The organism is Bartonella sp. SL317 (genome assembly GCF_059687655.1).
The window spans coordinates 1281369-1302353 of sequence record NZ_CM185144.1; the positions used below are offsets into that span (position 1 = coordinate 1281369).

The following is a 20985-nucleotide window of genomic DNA, read 5'->3' on the forward strand; positions in this document are numbered from 1 at the left end:
ATATGGATGCCCCAATGGTGTTGATAAGTTTTTTAACAAAATAAGCCTATAGATATATCAAGACAGCTGGATGAGGTGATTTTAAATGGTAGAATTAAAGACACATGCGGCTCTTTTAACTTATCGAATCATTGGTTTTTGCTTATGTCCTGTTATTCCTTTTTATTTGTTTTTTCGTGCAATCCGTGGAAAAGAAGAATGGTGTCGCAAAAAAGAGCGTTTAGGGAAAAGTTCTCTTGTACGTCCCCAAGGTTCGTTAGTTTGGTTGCATGCAGCAAGTGTTGGAGAAACACTTGCACTTGTTCCACTTATTAATCATATTTTATCATTAAAAATTAATGTTTTATTGACAACAGGAACCGTGACATCTTCCTCTCTTGTCAAAAAGCATTTTGGTAACCGATTGATTCATCAATATGCTCCTTTGGATTTAGATTTTGCAGTGCGCCGTTTTATTCGTCATTGGAAGCCTGATCTCGTTTTGATTTGTGAATCAGAAATTTGGCCTCTGCGTATTAAAGAACTTGCCAAAATGCGTATTCCGCAGATTTTGGTTAATGCCCATATGTCTGAACGTTCTTTTAAAGCTTGGCAAAAGCGGCGTTTTCTTGCCAAATATATTTTTAAAGAGATTGATTTGGCCATTGGGCAGAATGAAAGAGATGCCACTTATTACCATACACTTGGCGTAAAATCTGTTACGTTTTCTGGTAATCTCAAGGCTGATGTGTTTATGGTTGAAGATCAAGCATTGCTTGCACGTTATCGTAATGCTATCGGCAATCGCCCAGTTTGGGCAGCGGTTTCAACCCATGAAGGGGAAGAGGAGATTGCTTTTGAGGTTCATAAGATTATTAAAAATTACTTGCCAGATTTATTAACAATTATTGTTCCTCGTCATCCTGAACGTTTAGAAGATCTTATTAGGAAATGTGATAATCAGAGTTTACATTTTATTCGTAGAAGCAGAAATGCTGTTCCAGATAAGAATACCGATATTTTATGGGGAGATACCATTGGAGAAATGGGACTTTTTCTTCGCTTATCGAAAGTTTCTTTCGTTGGTAAATCGTTATGTGGAAAGGGGGGACATAATCCATTGGAATTGGCTTTTCTTGGATCCGCTATTTTGACGGGGCCTCATGTTTCAAATTTTCAAGAGATGTTTGAAAAATTTTTAGCACGTGATGCAGCATATATGGTTGAAGATACAAAACAGCTTGCGATTCAGGTCTATAGGCTTTTAACAAATGAAACATCGCGACAAGAAATGGTTGATAGGGCTCATGAAGTGGCAACAGCTATGGCAGGTGCACTTGAGCGAACATTAAAGATTTTAGATCCGTTTTTACAACCTCTTGTCATACAAACAGGTTTAAGTCAGTGTCAGGGTAGATATGCCTATTAGTGCTCCTCATTTTTGGTGGAAAAATAAAAGTTTTTTGCGTTTGTTATTCACTCCAATTTCATGGGGATATGGTTATTTTTCACGTCGTTTTATGAAAAGACAGCCGCCCGTGATTGATCTTCCGGTTTTATGTATTGGAAATTTTACATGTGGTGGTGCAGGTAAAACGCCGGTTGTTATTGCTTTTGCCAAAGTGGCTAAAGAACTTGGTTTCATCCCTGGTGTTGTATCACGTGGTTATGGTGGAGCCGTTAAAGGAGTGCATCTTGTAAATGAGAAATATGACACTGCACGCGATGTTGGAGATGAGGCCCTTTTACTGGCACGGCATGCTTTTGTCGCTGTATCGGCTAATCGTTATGCAGCGGCACAACGGCTAAAAAAAGAGGGATGTGATCTTATTTTAATGGATGATGGTTTTCAAAGCCGTCGCCTTTATACGGATTATGCGTTACTTGTTGTTGATGCGCTGCGCGGTTTTGGTAATGGCGCTGTCTTTCCAGCAGGACCTTTACGTGTACCATTAAAAACGCAGTTTTCTTTTATGGATAGTGTTTTATTAATTGGTGACTCAGATGCGTATGATAATGTTTCTTTCCTTGTTGCGCGTACTGGCAAGCCTTTGCATCGTGCTCATCTTAAGGCAAGTGCCTCTGATGCGGTTGCAGGAAAATCATTTTTGGCATTTGCAGGGATCGGCAATCCAGATAAATTCTTTCAGTCCATTAAAGAATTGTCTGGTTATGTGGTGCAAACTTATACCTATCCAGATCACTATTTTTTCACCGATAAAAATTTAACAAGCCTTATACAAAAGGCCCAAATGCACAATTTATGGCTGGCGACAACTGCTAAAGATTATATCCGTATACAGACAACTCATGAGCAAAAAGATTTTAAAAATCTTATTGTTTTTGATGTGGATGTCGATTTTGTTCAAGAAGACTTCTGTCATATGCTCCTTGAAGAGGTCATAATGCGCTTTAAAAAACGTTCCCTTGACTTAAAAAGTAAAGGCTAAATTTATAGCTTTAAAGGGGTTACTTTTCTTGTGTTTCTAACAATTTCTTGAGATATGGATTGCATTCAAGTTCGCGCTGATAGGAAATTTCACAACTGGCATATGCTTCTTGCCGGTGATGATTCCAATATTTTAAATCATCGATAGGGATTTTCTGTCCGCTAACAGCACAAATGGTATAGGTTCCGTATTCTACAATGTCATATCCGTTATTAGAATAACGAACTTTTGCTTCGCGTTCACCATTAGAAAACATTTTAATTCCTTTTTACTTAATATTACTATTTAAAAAAAATTCCATAAGATATATTATAAAATCAAAAGTGGATTAAAAAATATTTTTCTTATTCAAAATAATAAGAGCTTATTTTCTGCCAAAAAGCCGTTCTATATCCGCTAATTTGAGTTCAATATAAGTCGGTCGGCCATGATTGCATGTACTTGTGTTGGGTGTTGCTTCCATTTGTCGTAACAGTGTATTCATTTCTTCGGGACGTAAAAGGCGCCCTGATCGTATTGAACCGTGGCAGGCCATCGTTGCTGCAACATAGTCAAGCATTGCTTTTAAATTATTTGTTGTATCATATTCAGCGGCTTCATCGGCAAGATCTTTAATAAGGGCTTGTACGTTAATCTCTCCTAACATGGAAGGTGTCTCGCGTACAACAATTGCTCCAGGCCCAAACGGTTCTATCCCTAAACCAAATTTTTTTAAAGCTTCTTTGTGTGTTAAAAGGCATGTTGCATCCTCTTCAGAAAGTTCTACGATTTCAGGAATGAGTAATAATTGTGAAGGAAGTGGTTTGGCATAAAGTGCATTTTTGAGGGCTTCATAAACCAACCGTTCGTGAGCAGCATGCTGATCGACAATAATCAAACTATCTTGAGTTTGCGCGATAATATAATTTTTATGGATTTGTGCTCTAGCCGCGCCTAATGGATAAGATAATTCTTCTGATGAAGGTATTGTGCTTGGAATGTAGGCCTCTCCACTTGGTGTATTTAAGCCTTCCATAAGAGGAGCAGCGTCTTCTTTAAAACTAAAAGAGCTTGTACTATCCAAGGGCTTGTGCATCATTGAAGCGGTGGCAGAATGATAAGGCTGTGGGTTATATGAAGAGGATTGGTAAGCATTTTTAAAATTGCCCAAAGGCTGTTGTGTTAATGGTTTTTGTGCCACTGGTTTTTGTGTTTGAAAAGCAGCCAACATTGCTTCAGAACGGGTTGAAGTAGGACGAATGCCAGCGTGTTGTAATGCTTCACGAATGGCTCCAACGATTAAACCACGAATTAATCCTGGATCACGGAATCTGACATCAGCTTTGGCTGGATGGACATTAACATCCACCTCAGCAGGTGGAAGGTCAATAAAAAGAATAGCGACAGGATAACGATCGCGTGTCATGACATCAGCATAAGCCCCTCGGATAGCACCCCATAGAAATTTATCACGTACGGGACGCCCATTAACATACGCAAATTGGTGCAGGCTGTTATTTCGGTTGAAAGATGGCAAACACGCAAACCCCGTTAAGCGCACGGATTCGCGTTCAGCATTTAGTGCGATACTGTTAGGAGCAAATTCTTTTCCCATAATTTGGGTAATACGTTGTAATTGTCCTTGAGTATTATTTTCTGTCGCAGACAGTTCTATAGAGGTTCTGTCTAGTCCTGAAAGAGAAAAGCGAATATGTGGAAATGCGATAGCAATTCGCTTAATCATGTCACTAATCGCATTTGTTTCAGCACGATCAGTTTTCATAAATTTTAATCGTGCAGGCGTAACAAAGAAAAGGTCGCGAACTTCAACAATTGTTCCCAGATTTGCAGCGGCTGGTTTGGGGCCTACAATTTTCCCTGCTGTAACGGAAATTTCAGCGGCATTCTCGGCTTCGTTTGTTCGTGAAGTGAGCTTGAGTTTAGCAACAGAACCAATAGAAGGAAGGGCTTCTCCTCTAAACCCAAGAAAGCAGATATTGTGCACGTCATCGGTAATCTTTGAGGTACAATGGCGAGAAACGGCCAAAGTTAATTGATCTGCCGGAATCCCACAACCATTATCACAGACTTTGATAAAATTTTTGCCACCATTTGCTGTAATAATTTCAATGCGCGTTGCACCGGCATCAATAGCATTTTCAACAAGTTCTTTGACAACATTTGCTGGCCGTTCAATAACTTCACCAGCGGCAATTTGATTAATAATATTTTCGCTAAGATGGCGTATAATCATAATAAATTCTAACAGGGTTCTTAAGGGGTTTGTAGAAAATTATGATAGCATCATTTGTGCAACATTCAAGAATAAGAGGGGTTGAGAAGTATTATTTCTAAATGCTTCTTATTTTTTCGAGAGCACATTATACCAAATATTTTTCATTATTCGAAGTATTAACAAATTAGTTGGAAAAAATAGAAAAATCGTTTTTATCATCCTAAAATAGCTTGCACCAATTTATCATCTAGGTCAAAAAAGAAACAGTATAAAAAGGGAAGGCAATATATATGGCGTGTATGAGCGGTATTTTAGCAGATAGTGATATACAAGCTTTGATTGATAATAACTTTCTCAAAGCTCAGTATCCATTTGATAGATCTCAAATACAACCCGCAAGTCTTGATCTTCGTTTAGGAGAAAAAGCTTATCGTATACGTGCTTCCTTTATGCCGGGTCTTGATGCAAAAGTTTCGGATAAGCTTGAACGGTTAAAGTTACATGAGTTTGATTTACGAAATGGTGCTGTTTTGGAAACGGGGTGTGTTTATATTGTTCCACTTTTGGAAAATTTGGCCTTACCGGAATCTTTATCGGCTATTGCCAATCCAAAAAGCTCTACGGGACGATTAGATATTTTTACACGGGTTATTACGGATAATGCTCAAGAGTTTGATAAAATTTGTGCTGGTTATCATGGTCCGCTTTATCTGGAAATTAGTCCACGAACATTTCCAGTTTTGGTGCGTACAGGTTCGCATTTATCACAGCTTCGATTTAGAAAAGGACAAAGTTATTTAAATGAAACTGAGCTTCATGCTTTGCAAAAGCAAGAAACGCTGATATCGGATGATCTTCCTAATATTAGCGCTGGTGGTATTGGACTTTCCATTAATTTAAAAGGAGATGAAAACGGGCTTATCGGTTATCGTGGTAAACATCATACAAGTGTTATTGATATTGATAAACGTGCTGTTGCTCACGTTTTAGATTTTTGGGAACCACTGTTTGATCGTGGTCAAAACGAACTGATTCTTGATCCTGATGAATTTTACATTTTAGTTTCACGAGAATCTGTTCATGTGCCCCCGCTGTATGCTGCAGAAATGACCCCCTTTGATCCATTAGTGGGGGAGTTTAGGGTGCATTATGCAGGTTTTTTTGATCCAGGATTTGGGCATAGGGAAGCAGGAGGAAAAGGAGCAAAAGCGGTTTTAGAAGTGCGGAGCCATGAAGTTCCATTTATCCTAGAGCATGGTCAAATTGTTGGCCGTTTGGTCTATGAGCATATGCTTAATCGACCCTCCACCCTTTATGGACAGGATGTTGGTTCACATTATCAAGCACAGGGTTTAAAGTTATCCAAGCATTTTAAATGAGCTGAAAACTATGAATTTTGATAAAATGCAGTAGGAAATGCCTTTTAAGCAAAAAAATTTTTCTTCACAAAACCTACACTATCATACATTCTACTTTTAGTCTCCAAGCTTATGACATACCTTGTGTTTGAGAGGATATGAGGGATATTTTTTAAATTTTTACCCATACGAGCTCCGTTCATGACGCGAAAAAATAGTTTCAAATGTTTCATTGTCAAAAGATCTAAAATGAAAGAATTTAATTATATTCAATATGTATTATGATAATAAATCAATAGGTTAATAAAATTTGATATAACGGTGAGGTCTTCGCTTTTTAAAACAAACATGTAAGCGTTCGATTTTGCTATTAACTTCATTTTTCTAGGATATAAATGCCTAGTATATTTTATTCCGTATGAAATTGCTTATTAAGAGCCAGTAAATAATTTTTATACAGTTCAGTAATAATTTTTTATCTTTTTGGGGAAGATGTTTTATAATTAATAACAATGATCTCTCCATTCTTATAAACGATAATGTAAAGAATCTTTAGAAGGAGAAACGATTTTAAATTATAATGAATAAAGTGGTGAATTAGGGGCTCTCGAAGAAATATTTTTTTACAGAAAGTATAATATTTCAATTGTACATGAACAATCTATGCGTAAATCCGTTATTGATACCGATTCATACTGTGAAGTTTTAAATTTTGGAAAAGAGAAAAAAAGACGTTGTTTTTATCAATTAGTTTTTTTAGAAAGTTGCAATCCCTGTTACCTTTATTTTCCAATTTGGGGAGATTATCGAATAGGAGGGATAAGGGGAGCTCTTGTATATTTTAGAATATCTGCTTTTTGTCATTTAGGAACAATGGTGCCATCAATGATTATTTCTTCAACATTTGATTATCGTAAGGCAGCAAAGCGTCGGCTTCCTCCTTTTCTTTTTCATTATATTGATGGTGGAGCTTATGCTGAGGAAACGATGCGGCGTAATTGTACAGATCTTCAAGCACTTGCGCTACGTCAAAGGATTCTTAGGCAGATTGGTGTCGTTGATCTTTCCACCAAGATTTTTGATCAAAAATTTGATTTGCCGATTATACTTGCACCTGTTGGGTTAACGGGCATGTATGCACGCCGTGGTGAAGTGCAAGCAGCACGTGCAGCCGTTGCAAAAGGCATTCCTTTTACCCTATCATCTGTTTCAGTTTGTCCCATTGCGGAAGTGCAGGAAGCGGTTGGAGGAGAATTTTGGTTCCAGCTTTATGTTCTCAAAGATCGCGGTTTCATGCGTGATGCATTAGAGCGAGCTTGGGCATCTGGTGTGCGCACGTTGGTTTTTACAGTTGATATGCCAGTTCCTGGTGCACGTTATCGTGATGCACATTCCGGAATGTCTGGTCCTTATGCTGGGTTACGCCGCCTTTTACAAGCTTTTACGCATCCACATTGGGCTTGGAGTGTTGGCATTATGGGGCGTCCCCATGATCTTGGAAATGTTTCCACTTATCTCAAAAAGAAGATTGCATTGGACGATTATGTTGGTTGGCTTGGAAAAAATTTTGATCCATCAATTGGTTGGCATGATCTACAATGGATTAGAGATTTCTGGAAGGGAAAAATGATTCTAAAAGGTATCCTTGATCCAGAAGATGCGCGAGAAGCAGTACAATTTGGTGCTGATGGGATTGTTGTTTCCAATCATGGCGGGCGTCAACTTGACGGTGTCTTATCAACGGCACAGGCATTACCCGCAATTGCGGATACTGTAAAGAATGATTTAGTTATTTTAGTGGATTCTGGTGTACGTTCTGGGCTCGACGTTGTACGCATGATCGCACAAGGCGCGGATGCTGTTATGATTGGTCGTGCTTTTGTTTATGCGCTCGCAGCAGCAGGTGAGAAAGGTGTTGTTCACCTGCTTGATCTTTTCGCAAATGAAATGCGGGTAGCTATGATACTGACTGGTGCTCAGACACTCAAAGATATCACACGCAAAAGTTTAGTAAATACAGATGCCTTTGAGCAATAAAAGCAATATTATTCCATACTGCTTTTAGAAAAAGAAAGCCTTTTTTATAAAGGAGTATATTTGTGTATTTCACAGATATGTTGACAGTTAACGTTAAAGAGAAAGGTCAAAATTCTTCTCTGTAATACGATAAAAAGTATCCAATATTTGCAATACTAAGTAAAGAAAAAATCTCAATAATCATAAATACAGAAAAAGCACAAACGACACAATATACACCTTGTATTAATTTTTTAACTTATGATACTACTAAATATCTCAATACCCATAATAAAATTTATTACACTAATACTAAATATCGCTAATAGCACTTTTTCTCTCCTATTTATAAACATATAATGCATTAACTAATTTGTTTATATTTATATAAAAATAAATTTATAAAATGTTATTAAACTTTATTTTGCTTTATAATTAAACACATAAAATATATATTAATTTTTTAACCCACAGTGATATTCTTAAACCCATACAACATCTCAATACCTATAACAAATTGTAGTACAGTAACAGTAAATATCGCTAAACCTACTAGCATTTTTTCTCTCCTATTTATAAACATATAATGCATTAACTAATTTGTTTATATTTATATAAAAATAAATTTATAAAATGTTATTAAACTTTATTTTGCTTTATAATTAAACACATAAAATATATATTAATTTTTTAACCAAGAGTGATATTCTTAACTCCAAGTGATATTCTTAAGCCCATACAACACCTCAAGACTTATAATATATTGTAGTGCAGTAACAGTAAATATCGCAAAACCTACTAGCATTTTTTCTTTCCTATTTATAAACATATAATGCATTAACTAATTTGTTTATATTATATAAAAATAAATTTATAAAAAGCTATTAAAATTTATTTTGTTTTATAATAAAACACATAAAACATTATATTAATTTTTTATAAAAGTCAATATGTATTATTAGTAAGATATAGTTCTAATAAAAATGGGATAGGTTCTATAATCTTTATAGTATTTAAGTTTTTTATTGCTAATATTATGAAGCACGGCAGCTCGCAAGATATTAGAAATGAGCATCTCAAAGAAGACAATAATCCTATTCTATTTTAGGGATAAACTATTTTAAAACAAAAAAAGCAAAACTTTTCAATAAGTTGCACAGGAAGCTTTTAAAAGTAGAAAAGATCGGTTAAAAAATAAAGGTAAAATAAGGCTTAGTGTTCATTAGAATTGCATATAATTCCTTACATAGGGAGATACCTATAGAAAAATTAATAGCTAATACCATTCGCAGTATTTTTACGCTACTTTAGCGCGGGAAAGAAGATACAGTGTGGAAGTATTTAGCTTATCTTCAACATCATGATGGTAAAAAGCTGACATAACATCATATAAAAAGCCAATATTCCCGTACAGTTCTGTGAGTTTGTGTTTTTAAGTGCTAGCACTCGAGATATAATTTTTCTTAAAGATAGCTCCCTTTTTATATCATCAGATCTTTGAACGATAACCACAGGATAATCCATCATACTTTGCTCATCTTATCTGAATAAGACAACAGAAATTCCCTCAAAATATATTAATACACGCAATCATTTTACGTAAACACAACGGGTTGAATCCTTTGACTATAAATTGAGCAGCTTGACCACTCTCAATAAACCAAATAGACATATTAAGCACCCTAACTCTTTAAAGGGCTGCTTATTTTAATATGAATGCGCTAACTTTTTTCAAATTTCTTTACTGATAATATTTTCAAAGGAATTACATTTTTATCACTTTATTTCTCGTTTATGTTTCCAACCACACACACGTTTACCTTGTTCATTATGTTTTAGAATATCTTTCGCTAAATCAGGGCTGATGACACTGATGTCTTGTTGATTCAAATAAATTGGTAGCCATCCAATACAAGAAGTTCGCTCATTCGTCGCGCAACCAGTTAGAAAGCTTATTACGAACATCAGCATCACTTTTTTTATTAACTTCATTTTCTACCTCAAGCCGTGTTGTCGCTATCTTAAAAGATTCCTCTGTTTGTTTTTGCTTTACAACTTTCTTCCCGAGAAAAAAAGCTTTCACAACAGCTATAAGGACAGCTGCTATGATCCCGTACGTCATCGTCATATATTTTTTTATCCATAAAATCATAGACGGTGTTCCTGAAAACGCTTAGCAACATATATCATCGCTGTACAAGCAGCTAAAACCATAATACCTGCCAAAGTCCATTGGACAGGACCATTTCCTACAAAAATTCCTCCAAGCCCTGAAAAAGAACCTATGATGGGTGCAAGAGCTTCTATTTTGTAAATGCCTGTCACCCCCTCTGATTCTACGACATGATAATTGGGGGCAATATGAGCTCCTTTCGCCCATAATCCTGCTTCAGCTGCTCGACGATTGACAAGACCTTGGATACGTTTCCCACCTACTCTTGTCCATTTTTGCAACTCAGTTGGTACCGTTTCATACTCACCTTTATTGAGCTTTTTTAAAAGTGTAGATTTGTAAAAAGCTTCCACTCCTACATTATAGGAGAATGATACTAATGCTGCAAATTGTTCATCATTTAAAGGAACCGTAACAGCTTTTTTAACAGCGGCCTCATACTCCCTCAAGTCCTGATAAAGAATTTTTTCAGCTTCTTTTTCCGTAATTTGCATGTCTTTATGGACATCGGGGGCACCAGCTGCACTTGTATGTCCATAACCAATTGTCCATATACCACCGGAATCTTCATAGGCACTTAAACGCAAGCCTTCCAATTGCTTAATCAATGCAATCCCTTCCTTTGATATTTTTCGCATTATCCTTAATCCTATAAAAAACCTACAAAAGCAGGATACAAGTTCAAAATTTACACCTACTCAATTTTAAAACACAAAACAGTAAAGAGTTTAATTGAACTAAAATCACTAAACTGAAATATTATAAAACCTCATATCATTTTTATAAGAACAAATACTATATTAAGCACTGTTCATTTTGTATTAATTAGTTTTCTTTTTAGCCTAAATACGATAATTTTTAATAAACCAACTTATAACCAGTTATTTCGCCTATAAATATAATAAGTAACGAAATAATTAGAATTTATTTTTAAATAATTTTAAAATAAATAATCCATACCACAGAAATTTCTATAAAAACAATAAAGATACCTTATGGTTAAATATCACATCACCAATTATTTTAGAATCAATTAAATTTAACACGTAATGTATTATATATATATTTAATCAAGAAAGCTATAATTAATTTAATTATTATTGATTTTCCTCTAATTGTAATTGCTTAATTTAAAAAAAAACATATCTGCATGGAGGATTTTAAATAAACTGTTAAATAAGCTTTATATGAATAAATATATTTATATAAAACATAATGGATATTTATCTCTCTTATAGTATTTTTCCAGCTGAAATAATATATTAGAGGAGCATATTCAATATATAGATCAATGATATTTGATGTTTTTTTTAAGAATATTGTACTGTAATAAATTTGAACGATAGCCTTGGTTAGTACATAAATAACATCTTTGTTCTCTTCATATAAATCGTTGTGTGTGTGGTGTTCGGGTTAATGGTATTATCTTTGTTTGCAGTTGCATTGGCTACGTTTCAGCAACATCTGAAACAAATTAACAAAGCTGTTGAAATCTTTTTAGGTACAATAATACAAAGGATACGAAAGATTTTGATAAAAGCTTCTTGAAGTTATGGGAGGGAAAATTCTCTTTTCAGCATTTTCATCTATTTATGTAATATAAAAATAAAATGATCTTTGATGATAGCGATAGGTAATATGTCACAATCCGTGAATATGAAAAGTTTTTTCGTGTATCCACACAACGATTCGTACTTGGGGTTTTCAAAGCGCTACTTCCAGATTCATATAAATAAGGCAAAGCTATGAGGCTGAGAAAAAACTTTAGCCTTTTACGCAAAAGAAAAATATGGAGAAAATAACAACAAATTAGATAAAGTTGTATAAACTACAACAGGTGGACTGAAAGGTAGCCTAAAAAAGGTGATTAAATAAATAATCTATATATTCAGTATTAACAGCAAAAAATGGTGCCGCATGCCGGATTCGAACCAGCGACCCCATCATTACGAATGATGTGCTCTACCAACTGAGCTAATGCGGCATAAGCTTATAGTTCAATAAGAAAAAACTAGTTCGAGGGTAATAACCAAAAGTACACATAAAAGCAAGTATGCATTTTTTTCACAATTTATAAATATATGTATGATAATCATTGAAGTAGAAAAGAGGAATGAAAAAATTGAAAGCAGATCAAAGCAGATCAGTGCTCTTCGAACTTAATGCTGTAAAATGCTTTTTAATTTACGATCGTCTTTAAATCAATAAGTTATTAGAAAAACACATCTTTAAGGTGGAAAAAATGTCAGGATATCTTCGTAAAAATTAAAATATTTACTGATTTTAAAAAAGGAAGAAAATGGTTGAATTAAGTCATTAGAAAAATAAAAGCTATCATTTTTTATGATGTGAAGATAAGTAGAATTGGTTAACAAGTTGTTTTTCATTAAAAAATAGCTTTATAACTTTATTTATAAAAAAACAGCAGCCCCGATTTATATTTATAATAGATAAAACAACAGCATAAAAAAACATGTACCCATAAAAAACGGTACTGTTCTCAATAGGGTCCGTACGACAGGTAGGCAAGTTTTTTTGGATAAAATTTATTTATTGGGTTTATATTATATTTTAAGAGCCGTTTTTCTGTTGTTGTTTAATTTTTTTCAAAAGATACTCCATCATCTCCATTTACAGAGCTTATTTAAAGTTTTATTTATTGTTAAAACCATCAATCAAATTCTACCCTTTAGTGTATTATAAATTTGGCTTTGAGTAACATGGCTTTTTAGACAAGAAAGAATTATAATTTATTTTGTTGATAATTATAATCAAATTGTATATTTTATTGCAATCAAAATATGCATAGCCTCGTTTCATAGTAAAAATATTTCGAAATTTAATTATCGGGACGTTTATCTCATGAAACGCACTGTTTTATCAGTAGTTTTGTTTTCTGCTTTTTTCAGTATTATCTCCAGTAACGGCTAATGCACTTCCGGTGGGAGATGGATGGGGGAATGAGAGGAGGTAGTGACAAACATATAAAAGGAAAAGCGATTGGATCAGCGGAGAAAGAAGTTCTTGAACAGCTTATTGTTTCTGAAAGAATTCGCTTCTTTAAATATGAGCATGACAAATTTTCTCTTCTAAAGAGTGAGTATTGCACTTTTTAGTTTGTGCTTAGCTTTTGGGGATTGGATAGTAAGCGGATTATTTGTAAAGACATTGATCTGAAGACACGTATGGGCTACGAATAGAAGGCATGCTCTATTCAATAGTTAATAGAGAGATAGGAGCTCTTTATAAAAAAGTACATATTATTGTACAGGGTGTATAGCTTTACAAGCTGGTATCATCATCGTTATATTTGCTAGCTCTTAATGTTGCGAAGGGTCTTGGTATGTAAGACGATTCATAAGAGCCATTTTTAGTCTTTTCTTATACAGTTTAATTTATACAGCTCTCCTCGTTTGTAACGGGCAAACGAATGGTTTTTATTGTTTCAACATAAAAGAGATTTGAAATGAGAAAACCTTAGGTTATTTAAGGTCTCCAATATAAATAAGTGATAAACTATCATTATAAATAAATATGTTGATTTATGTAAGAAAGGTTTTTGTATAGTATAAAGCAGCAGCAATAGAAAAATTGAAATATATCGAAATCTTTAGATTTTTCTGCACAGAATTTTTTTATAAGCGGGAGTTAAATTTATTCGCTTATTTCTTTAAAATGATGCCAATGAAACGATATTATCGATTAGAAATTATGAGTGGGTGTATATTGATATAATAAAGCGTTTTAGTCTATTTTTATGATCAAATAATTTTTAGCGGTGTTGATATAGGGGGAGGTGTTTTTAGCTATACTGATGTGTATCGTACAGAGGATTCTAGAAGTCTTTTTCAAGCTTAAATGTGATCTTTGTTATATGTATAGAATATTCTTTCCAAAAGGTTTTTGTTTTTCGTAAGTTAAGATACAAAATACTATTGCTAAAGCACCAAAGGCTGCCCATGCTGGTAAATAAGTGAGAGTAATGCAAATGGAGGATAGAAAATCAGGCATTATCGTGCATAGAGATTGATGAAGGTTATCGTCATCTGTTTGCAGAAGATTTACTAGAATTTTATTAAGGGGGGTTATTGTCCAATGTGATGTGATGATAGAGTGTGCATTATCAATAACCAATGCTATGATTGTTAGTGTAACGAAAATAAAAGCCATTAATCTGAATAAAGAGCGAAGCATATTTCTTCCTGTAGTTTTAATGGAACATTCTCATAATGCATAGAAAGAAGGGGAGTTGCATTATGACAAAAAAATAGATTTATGTTCTCTTTTATAATTTCTATTGAAAAAAAATATATCGAAGATATTATCAGCTCCCTTTATAAATATTACCATCATTATCGAGGGGGAGTGCAGAATAATGCTTAAAGATGCGAATAATGAGTTGAAGCGTAATCTTCAGAATCGCCATGTTCAAATGATTGCTTTGGGTGGCGTTATCGGTACAGGTCTTTTTTATGGTTCAACGGAATCTATAAAATTGGCTGGTCCTTCGGCTATTCTAGCTTATCTTTTCGGAGGACTTATTATTTATTTCATCATGCGAATGCTTGGTGAAATGTCAGTAGAAGAACCAACATCGGGTGCTTTTAGTTTTTTTGCTTATAAATATTGGGGGAGTTTAGCGGGTTTTATATCAGGTTGGAATTATTGGTTTCTTTATATTCTCGTCAGTATGACCGAACTTACAGTGATTGGATTTTATCTTGATCATTGGATTCTGATTGATCATTGGAAGTCTTCTTTCATTGTTCTTTTATGTGTGACATTGATCAATTTATTGAATGTTCGTTTTTATGGAGAATTTGAATTTGGTTGTGCTTTAATCAAAGTTGCAGCTGTGATTGGTATGATTATTTTTGGGATTTTTCTCATTGTCACTGGAGTAGGGGAAAATCAAGCGAGTATCCATTATCTTTGGGATCACGGCGGTTTTTTCCCTTATGGAGCTATAGGGGTTGTTTTGGCGACTTCTGTCGTAATGTTTTCTTTTGGAGGAACCGAGCTTATTGGTATTGCTGCTGGAGAAACATCTAATCCACAAAAAACAATTCCGGCGGCTATTCGTCAAGTTATGTGGAGAATTATAATTTTTTATGTCGGTTCTATCAGCGTTATTATGATAATCAGTCCTTGGAATATGATTGGAAAAGATGGTAGTCCTTTTGTTACAATTTTTGAAACTGTGGGGATTCCCGCTGCGGGTCATATTTTGAATTTTGTAGTTATTATGGCGGCTATTTCTGTTTACAATAGTGGAATTTATTCTAATGGTCGTATGCTTTATAGTTTAGCTATACAAAAAAATGCACCACGTATTTTCAGTAAACTGAGTGCTGCTCGTGTTCCTTATATTGCAATCCTTTTTTCATCGTTATGTACAGCAATAATCGTTGTTATTAATGCTCTCGTTCCTGATAATAGTTTTATGCGAATTATGGCTCTTGCAACTGCAGCCGCGCTTATTACTTGGGCTATGATTGTTATTGTTCATTTGAAATTTCGAAAAGCCCATAAGAACAGAAAAGAAAGCTTTATTTATCCGTTTGGTTTATATCCTTACGCTAACTATCTTTGCTTATGCTTTCTTGTTTTGTTATTTTGTATAATGTTTATAAGTGGTTTTGGAAAAAATGGATTAATGGCTCGACTGTTGGATATGGTAGGAATAAGAATACCTTTTCTTGAAACATATATTCCTATACAGATGCCTGATATGAGTTTGGCAGTTATTATTATTCCTCTATGGTGCTTATTTTTACTTTTAGGCTATAAGCTTAAGCGATAACAATAGAGGATAATATAGAGGGTTTGATTGGAATAAACCTTGGGAATTATAAAATTTGATCAGGTGACACAAGTCTTTGGTGAGTTGTGTGTTTTAAAGAATATTACTGTACAACTTACTGAAAGACGAATTGCCATTATTGGTGCAAATGGTTCTGGAAAAAGCACGTTTGTTCGTCTTATAAATGGGCTCCAATTACCATCTCATGGTTTTGTAAGCGTTGATGGGCTTGATACCAAACGCGACGCAAAAGCAGTAAAACGCAAAGTTGGATTTGTTTTTCAAAACCCTGATAATCAGATTGTTTTGCCCTTAGTGGAAGAAGATTTATCCTTTGGTCTTAAAAATTTGAAGCTTAGTAAGGGTGAAATTAAGGAGCGTGTAGATGAAATTTTACAGCGCTATGAACTTCAAGACTTTAGAAATCACGCTGTTCATTTATTAAGTGGTGGGCAAAAACAACTTGTTGCTATTTCCAGTGTGGTTGCCATGAAACCAGATTACATTATTTTTGATGAGCCTACGACATTACTCGATTTACGAAATAAGTACCGCGTTACGCAAGTGATAGAAGAATTACCACAAACGGCAATAGTTGTATCGCATGATTTGGAGTTTTTGAAAAGTTTCGATAGAGTACTTGTTTTTGATAGGGGAGAAATAGTAATCGATGATGTACCTTTTGTTGCTATAAAAGAATATATAAGAAGAATGTCATGATCGGTTTATATCTTCCAAAAGACACATTTATTCACAGGCTTAGTCCTAAAGTAAAGCTATTATTTCTTATAGTATGTGGAACTTTTATAATAATGGTTTCATCTATACCACTTCTTGGACTCTTTTTATTATTCGTTGCCTTACTCTACAGATTTGCCAAGGTTCCTTTTAGCACTGTGGTAAAGCAGTTTAAATCGATGGGATTGCTTTTAGTTCTTCTGTTTGTATTTCAGGCTACTTTTAACAGTTGGCTTACGGGAGTTGAAGTCGTATTACGTCTTATTATCCTCTTTTTTTTATCATCACTTATTTCACTCACAACAAAAGTTTCAGATATGGTGGAGGCAATTGAAACAGGGCTTCAACCCTTTCGTTGTTTTGGTCTAAATCCATCAAAAGTGAGTATGGTTATCTCTATGGCGATCAGGTTTATTCCTCTTTTGAGTGAAAAATTTAATGAGGTGCGTGAAGCACAGAAAGCACGGGGGCTTAATACTAACATTATTGCTCTTGCAATACCTTTAATTATACGAACTATAAGAATGGCTTCAGAAGTAGCTGAGGCATTGGAAGCACGCTCTTATGATGGTTGATATTGTTGACGCTGTCTCTCATAATCATCAAAGTGTCTCATAATGAAAAGAATAATCTAATGAATACAAAAGACTTAGTTTATATTGCTTTATTTGCCGCTATTTATGCTGTTTTGGGCTTCTTTCCTCCCATTTATCTTCCTTTTTTTCTAGGTGTACCGATTACAGCTCAGTCGATGGGACCGATGTTAGCAGGATCTATACTTGGGGCTAAAAGGGGAGCTCTCGCATCACTTCTTTTCCTTGTTCTTGTTGCAATTGGATTGCCTTTATTGCCTGGTGGACGTGGTGGAATTGGCGTTTTTTCAGGGGTTACGAGTGGCTATCTCATTAGTTTTCCTTTCGCTGCATTTTTTATTGGTTTACTGGTTGAATTATTTTGGAAGAGATTAAACTTTCTACTCTTATTCCTGATAAATACTGTGGGTGGTATAGGGGTTGTCTATGCTTTTGGTATTCCATGGACAGCGTATATGACACAAGTATCTTTGCTGACAGTTTTTATGGGTTCATTAGTTTTTTTAATTGGTGGTTTTTTGAAAGTGCTGATTGCATCCTTTGTAGCACTTATCATTAAAAAAACTGTTCCTCTCATTCATTCCGAGAAAGGGCTTGCTGATGCTTGAATGAAATTTTTTATTTTAGATATATAGACACAAAATGAAAATTATGTTAATTCCACTATGAACTTTATTAGTGGAGGTAAATTATAAATATTTATGACTATAAGATATTTCTTTTCCATATGTGCTATATCATTAATTGCTTTATCTTCTGTAAAAGCATCTGAATCTACAACTTTTCAACGAGAAACATCTGTTGTTACTACTTATGATATTTCTACATCAGATTTACTTTTTAGTAAACAGAGTGATTCTTTATTAAAAAAAGTAATTATACCAGCGCATCCTGGTTATCTTTCTACATTTTGGAGCTATGTTGGAAGACTAAAACGCATGCTTTTTAGTCTCTTTAAGGCTAAGCCTATGAAATGTACATGATTCAACACTTTCCATATTTAAATGGTAGGGTGTTTAAAATTTTTAAGAGAAGAAAATAATTTTATCACCAATATAATAAATAAAAATATATATAGGTATCTACAAATAATAAATTAAGTAACTTAATTCTATTATTTTCTAATAAACAGGTTTTGAATGAGAGCATTTTACGATATTCGGGTCTCTCATTCAATATGAATAACACTATGTTATTATAATGAATCAATGTGCTATCCGAATAAAATGACATTATCACTGAAGTTGACAATGCTTTTCAAATATTTTGCATTATAAACTTTATCAATGGAGGTAAATTATAAATATTATGACTATAAGATATTTCTTTTTCATATGTGCTATATCATTATTTGCTTTATCTTCTGTAAAAGCATCTGAATCTACAACTTTTCAACGAGAAACATCTGTTGTTACTACTTATGATATTTCTACATCTGATTTACTTTTTAGTAAACAGAGTGATTCTTTATTAAAAAAAGTAATTTCACCAGCGCATCCTGGTTATCTTAAAGTATCTGGTAATTTTAATGGGTTTTGGAGCTATTTTCAAAAAGTACAATTCATGTTTCGTATTCTCTTTGGTAAATCTAAATGATTCAACACTTTCCATATTCAAATGGTAGGGTGTTTAAAATTTTTAAGAGAAAAAAATAATTTTATCACCAATATAATAAATAAAAATATATATAGGTATCTACAAATAATAAATTAAGTAACTTAATTCTATTATTTTCTAATAAACAGGTTTTGAATGAGAGCATTTTACGATATTCGGGTCTCTCATTCAATATGAATAACACTATGTTATTATAATGAATCAATGTGCTATCCGAATAAAATGACATTATCACTGAAGTTGACAATGCTTTTCAAATATTTTGCATTATAAACTTTATCAATGGAGGTAAATTATAAATATTATGACTATAAGATATTTCTTTTTCATATGTGCTATATCATTATTTGCTTTATCTTCTGTAAAAGCATCTGAATCTACAACTTTTCAACGAGAAACATCTGTTGTTACTACTTATGATATTTCTACATCTGATTTACTTTTTAGTAAACAGAGTGATTCTTTATTAAAAAAAGTAATTATACCAGCGCATCCTAGTGATTCTAAGGTACTTTGGAGCTTTTTTAAAAAACCAAAATGCATGCTTTTAAAGCTCTTTAAGGCTAAGCCTATGAAATGTACATGATTCAACACTTTCCATATTTAAATGGTAGGGTGTTTAAAATTTTTAAGAGAAGAAAATAATTTTATCACCAATATAATAAATAAAAATATATATAGGTATCTACAAATAATAAATTAAGTAACTTAATTCTATTATTTTCTAATAAACAGGTTTTGAATGAGAGCATTTTACGATATTCGGGTCTCTCATTCAATATGAATAACACTATGTTATTATAATGAATCAATGTGCTATCCGAATAAAATGACATTATCACTGAAGTTGACAATGCTTTTCAAATGTTTTGCATTATAAACTTTATCAATGGAGGTAAATTATAAATATTATGACTATAAGATATTTCTTTTTCATATGTGCTATATCATTATTTGCTTTATCTTCTGTAAAAGCATCTGAATCTACAACTTTTCAACGAGAAACATCTGTTATTACTACTTATGATATTTCTGAATCAGATTTACTTTTTAGTAAACAGAGTGATTCTTTATTAAAAAAAGTAATTTCACCAGCGCATCCTGGTTATCTTAAAGTATCTGGTAATTTTAATGGATTTTGGAGCTATTTTCAAAAAGTACAATTCATGTTTCGTATTCTCTTTGGTAAATCTAGATGATTCAACACTTTCCATATTCAAATGGTAGGGTGTTTAAAATTTTTAAGAGAAAAAAATAATTTTATCACCAATATAATAAATAAAAATATATATATAGGCATCTACAAATAATAAATTAAGTAACTTAATTCTATTATTTTCTAATAAACAGGTTTTGAATGAGAGCATTCTACGATATTCGGGTCTCTCATTCAATATGAATAACACTATGTTATTATAATGAATCAATGTGCTATCCGAATAAAATGACATTATCACTGAAGTTGACAATGCTTTTCAAATGTTTTGCATTATGAACTTTATCAATGGAGGTAAATTATAAATATTATGACTATAAGATATTTCTTTTTCATATGTGCTATATCATTATTTGCTTTATCCTCTGTAAAAGCATCTGAATCTACAACTTTTCAACGAGAAACATCTGTTATTACTACTTATGATATTTCTACATCAGATTTACTTTTTAGTAAACAGAGTGATTCTTTATTTAATAAAATAATTTTACCGGCGCATCCTAGTGATCATAATGTATTTTGGAAAAATACGATAATTTTTTCTAAAACAGCAAAACGTGTGTGTGCTGATTTAGGAATGTATTTATATTATTCAATATTTTCTATATTCGGATGGTAGAGTAATTTTTAAGAGAATAAAATAATCTTATAATCAATATAATATATGTATATATTTATAAAATAATAATTTAAATAACTTAGTATTTATATTATTTTCTAATAGATAGGTTTTGAATGAGAATATTTTACGATATTTGGATCTCTCGCTCAATATAAAGAACACTATATTATTATAAGAAATCAATGTGCTATCCGAAAAAATGATA

General features: G+C 33.3%; 17 protein-coding genes, 1 tRNA gene and 1 pseudogene. 13 read left to right on the plus strand and 6 right to left on the minus strand.

The features are described from left to right. The first annotated feature begins 85 nt into the window (after positions 1-85). Both waaA and lpxK read left to right on the plus strand, forming a co-directional pair. Positions 86-1408 carry a lipid IV(A) 3-deoxy-D-manno-octulosonic acid transferase gene (gene waaA, locus AC6ER9_RS05355; protein ID WP_497073774.1) on the plus strand — a complete coding sequence of 441 codons (1323 nt, stop codon included), beginning with the start codon at positions 86-88 and terminating at the stop codon, positions 1406-1408. Further along, positions 1398-2429: a tetraacyldisaccharide 4'-kinase gene (lpxK, locus tag AC6ER9_RS05360; protein WP_497073775.1), complete on the plus strand. Its 1032-nt coding sequence runs from the start codon at positions 1398-1400 to the stop codon at positions 2427-2429. Before waaA ends, lpxK begins: the two co-directional genes overlap by 11 nt. Before the next feature lie 19 nt (positions 2430-2448). Here lpxK and AC6ER9_RS05365 read toward each other — a convergent pair whose 3' ends face one another. Together AC6ER9_RS05365 and mutL are read right to left on the minus strand one after the other, a co-directional pair. Further along, positions 2449-2685 (minus strand): DUF2093 domain-containing protein, encoded by a 237-nt coding sequence (locus tag AC6ER9_RS05365; protein WP_142415857.1) that lies wholly within the window; start codon positions 2683-2685, stop codon positions 2449-2451. 108 nt (positions 2686-2793) lie between these two features. Continuing rightward, entirely contained in the window at positions 2794-4662 is a 1869-nt protein-coding gene (gene mutL, locus AC6ER9_RS05370) for a DNA mismatch repair endonuclease MutL (protein ID WP_497073776.1), read from the minus strand. A gap of 272 nt (positions 4663-4934) precedes the next feature. Between mutL and AC6ER9_RS05375 the strand changes: the two genes are divergently transcribed. Then, the gene (locus AC6ER9_RS05375) at positions 4935-6023 is read left to right on the plus strand and encodes a 2'-deoxycytidine 5'-triphosphate deaminase (protein WP_497073777.1); all 1089 of its coding nucleotides are present in this window, start codon (positions 4935-4937) and stop codon (positions 6021-6023) included. Between the two features lie 864 nt (positions 6024-6887). After that, complete coding sequence (gene lldD, locus AC6ER9_RS05380; RefSeq protein ID WP_497073778.1) at positions 6888-8039, plus strand: FMN-dependent L-lactate dehydrogenase LldD; 1152 nt, start codon at positions 6888-6890, stop codon at positions 8037-8039. A gap of 1903 nt (positions 8040-9942) precedes the next feature. On the opposite strand, the gene AC6ER9_RS05385 is transcribed toward lldD, so the two are convergent. The 4 genes from AC6ER9_RS05385 to AC6ER9_RS05400 form a co-directional block, all read right to left on the minus strand. After that, a complete protein-coding gene (locus AC6ER9_RS05385; protein ID WP_497073779.1) occupies positions 9943-10170 on the minus strand; it encodes a hypothetical protein in 228 nt (75 codons plus the stop codon). Continuing rightward, positions 10167-10829, minus strand: a complete 663-nt coding sequence (bgtA, locus tag AC6ER9_RS05390) for a gene transfer agent endolysin BgtA (protein WP_497073780.1) — start codon at positions 10827-10829, stop codon at positions 10167-10169. The genes AC6ER9_RS05385 and bgtA overlap by 4 nt, the downstream gene beginning before the upstream one ends. A gap of 1270 nt (positions 10830-12099) precedes the next feature. After that, positions 12100-12175: transfer RNA gene (locus AC6ER9_RS05395), tRNA-Thr, on the minus strand. Between the two features lie 1886 nt (positions 12176-14061). Beyond that, a complete protein-coding gene (locus AC6ER9_RS05400) occupies positions 14062-14385 on the minus strand; it encodes a hypothetical protein (RefSeq protein WP_497073781.1) in 324 nt (107 codons plus the stop codon). Between the two features lie 181 nt (positions 14386-14566). Here AC6ER9_RS05400 and AC6ER9_RS05405 point away from each other — a divergent pair, with 181 nt between their 5' ends. From AC6ER9_RS05405 to AC6ER9_RS05445, 9 genes and pseudogenes are all read left to right on the plus strand, one after another. Then, entirely contained in the window at positions 14567-15994 is a 1428-nt protein-coding gene (locus AC6ER9_RS05405; protein ID WP_497073782.1) for an amino acid permease, read from the plus strand. 39 nt (positions 15995-16033) lie between these two features. Beyond that, complete coding sequence (locus tag AC6ER9_RS05410) at positions 16034-16714, plus strand: energy-coupling factor ABC transporter ATP-binding protein (RefSeq protein WP_497073783.1); 681 nt, start codon at positions 16034-16036, stop codon at positions 16712-16714. Then, positions 16711-17350, plus strand: a pseudogene (locus tag AC6ER9_RS05415) (energy-coupling factor transporter transmembrane component T family protein). Before AC6ER9_RS05410 ends, AC6ER9_RS05415 begins: the two are co-directional and overlap by 4 nt. 16 nt (positions 17351-17366) lie before the next feature. Further along, a complete protein-coding gene (locus AC6ER9_RS05420; protein ID WP_497073784.1) occupies positions 17367-17933 on the plus strand; it encodes a biotin transporter BioY in 567 nt (188 codons plus the stop codon). 93 nt (positions 17934-18026) lie between these two features. Further along, positions 18027-18308, plus strand: coding sequence for a hypothetical protein (locus AC6ER9_RS05425; RefSeq protein WP_497073785.1), 282 nt, complete (start codon positions 18027-18029; stop codon positions 18306-18308). A gap of 325 nt (positions 18309-18633) precedes the next feature. Next, positions 18634-18921, plus strand: coding sequence for a hypothetical protein (locus tag AC6ER9_RS05430; RefSeq protein WP_497073786.1), 288 nt, complete (start codon positions 18634-18636; stop codon positions 18919-18921). Between the two features lie 325 nt (positions 18922-19246). Further along, a complete protein-coding gene (locus tag AC6ER9_RS05435) occupies positions 19247-19528 on the plus strand; it encodes a hypothetical protein (protein WP_497073787.1) in 282 nt (93 codons plus the stop codon). Between the two features lie 325 nt (positions 19529-19853). Next, positions 19854-20141, plus strand: coding sequence for a hypothetical protein (locus AC6ER9_RS05440; protein ID WP_497073788.1), 288 nt, complete (start codon positions 19854-19856; stop codon positions 20139-20141). A 327-nt stretch (positions 20142-20468) separates the two neighbouring features. Further along, a complete protein-coding gene (locus AC6ER9_RS05445) occupies positions 20469-20777 on the plus strand; it encodes a hypothetical protein (protein WP_497073789.1) in 309 nt (102 codons plus the stop codon). Positions 20778-20985: the final 208 nt, after the last annotated feature.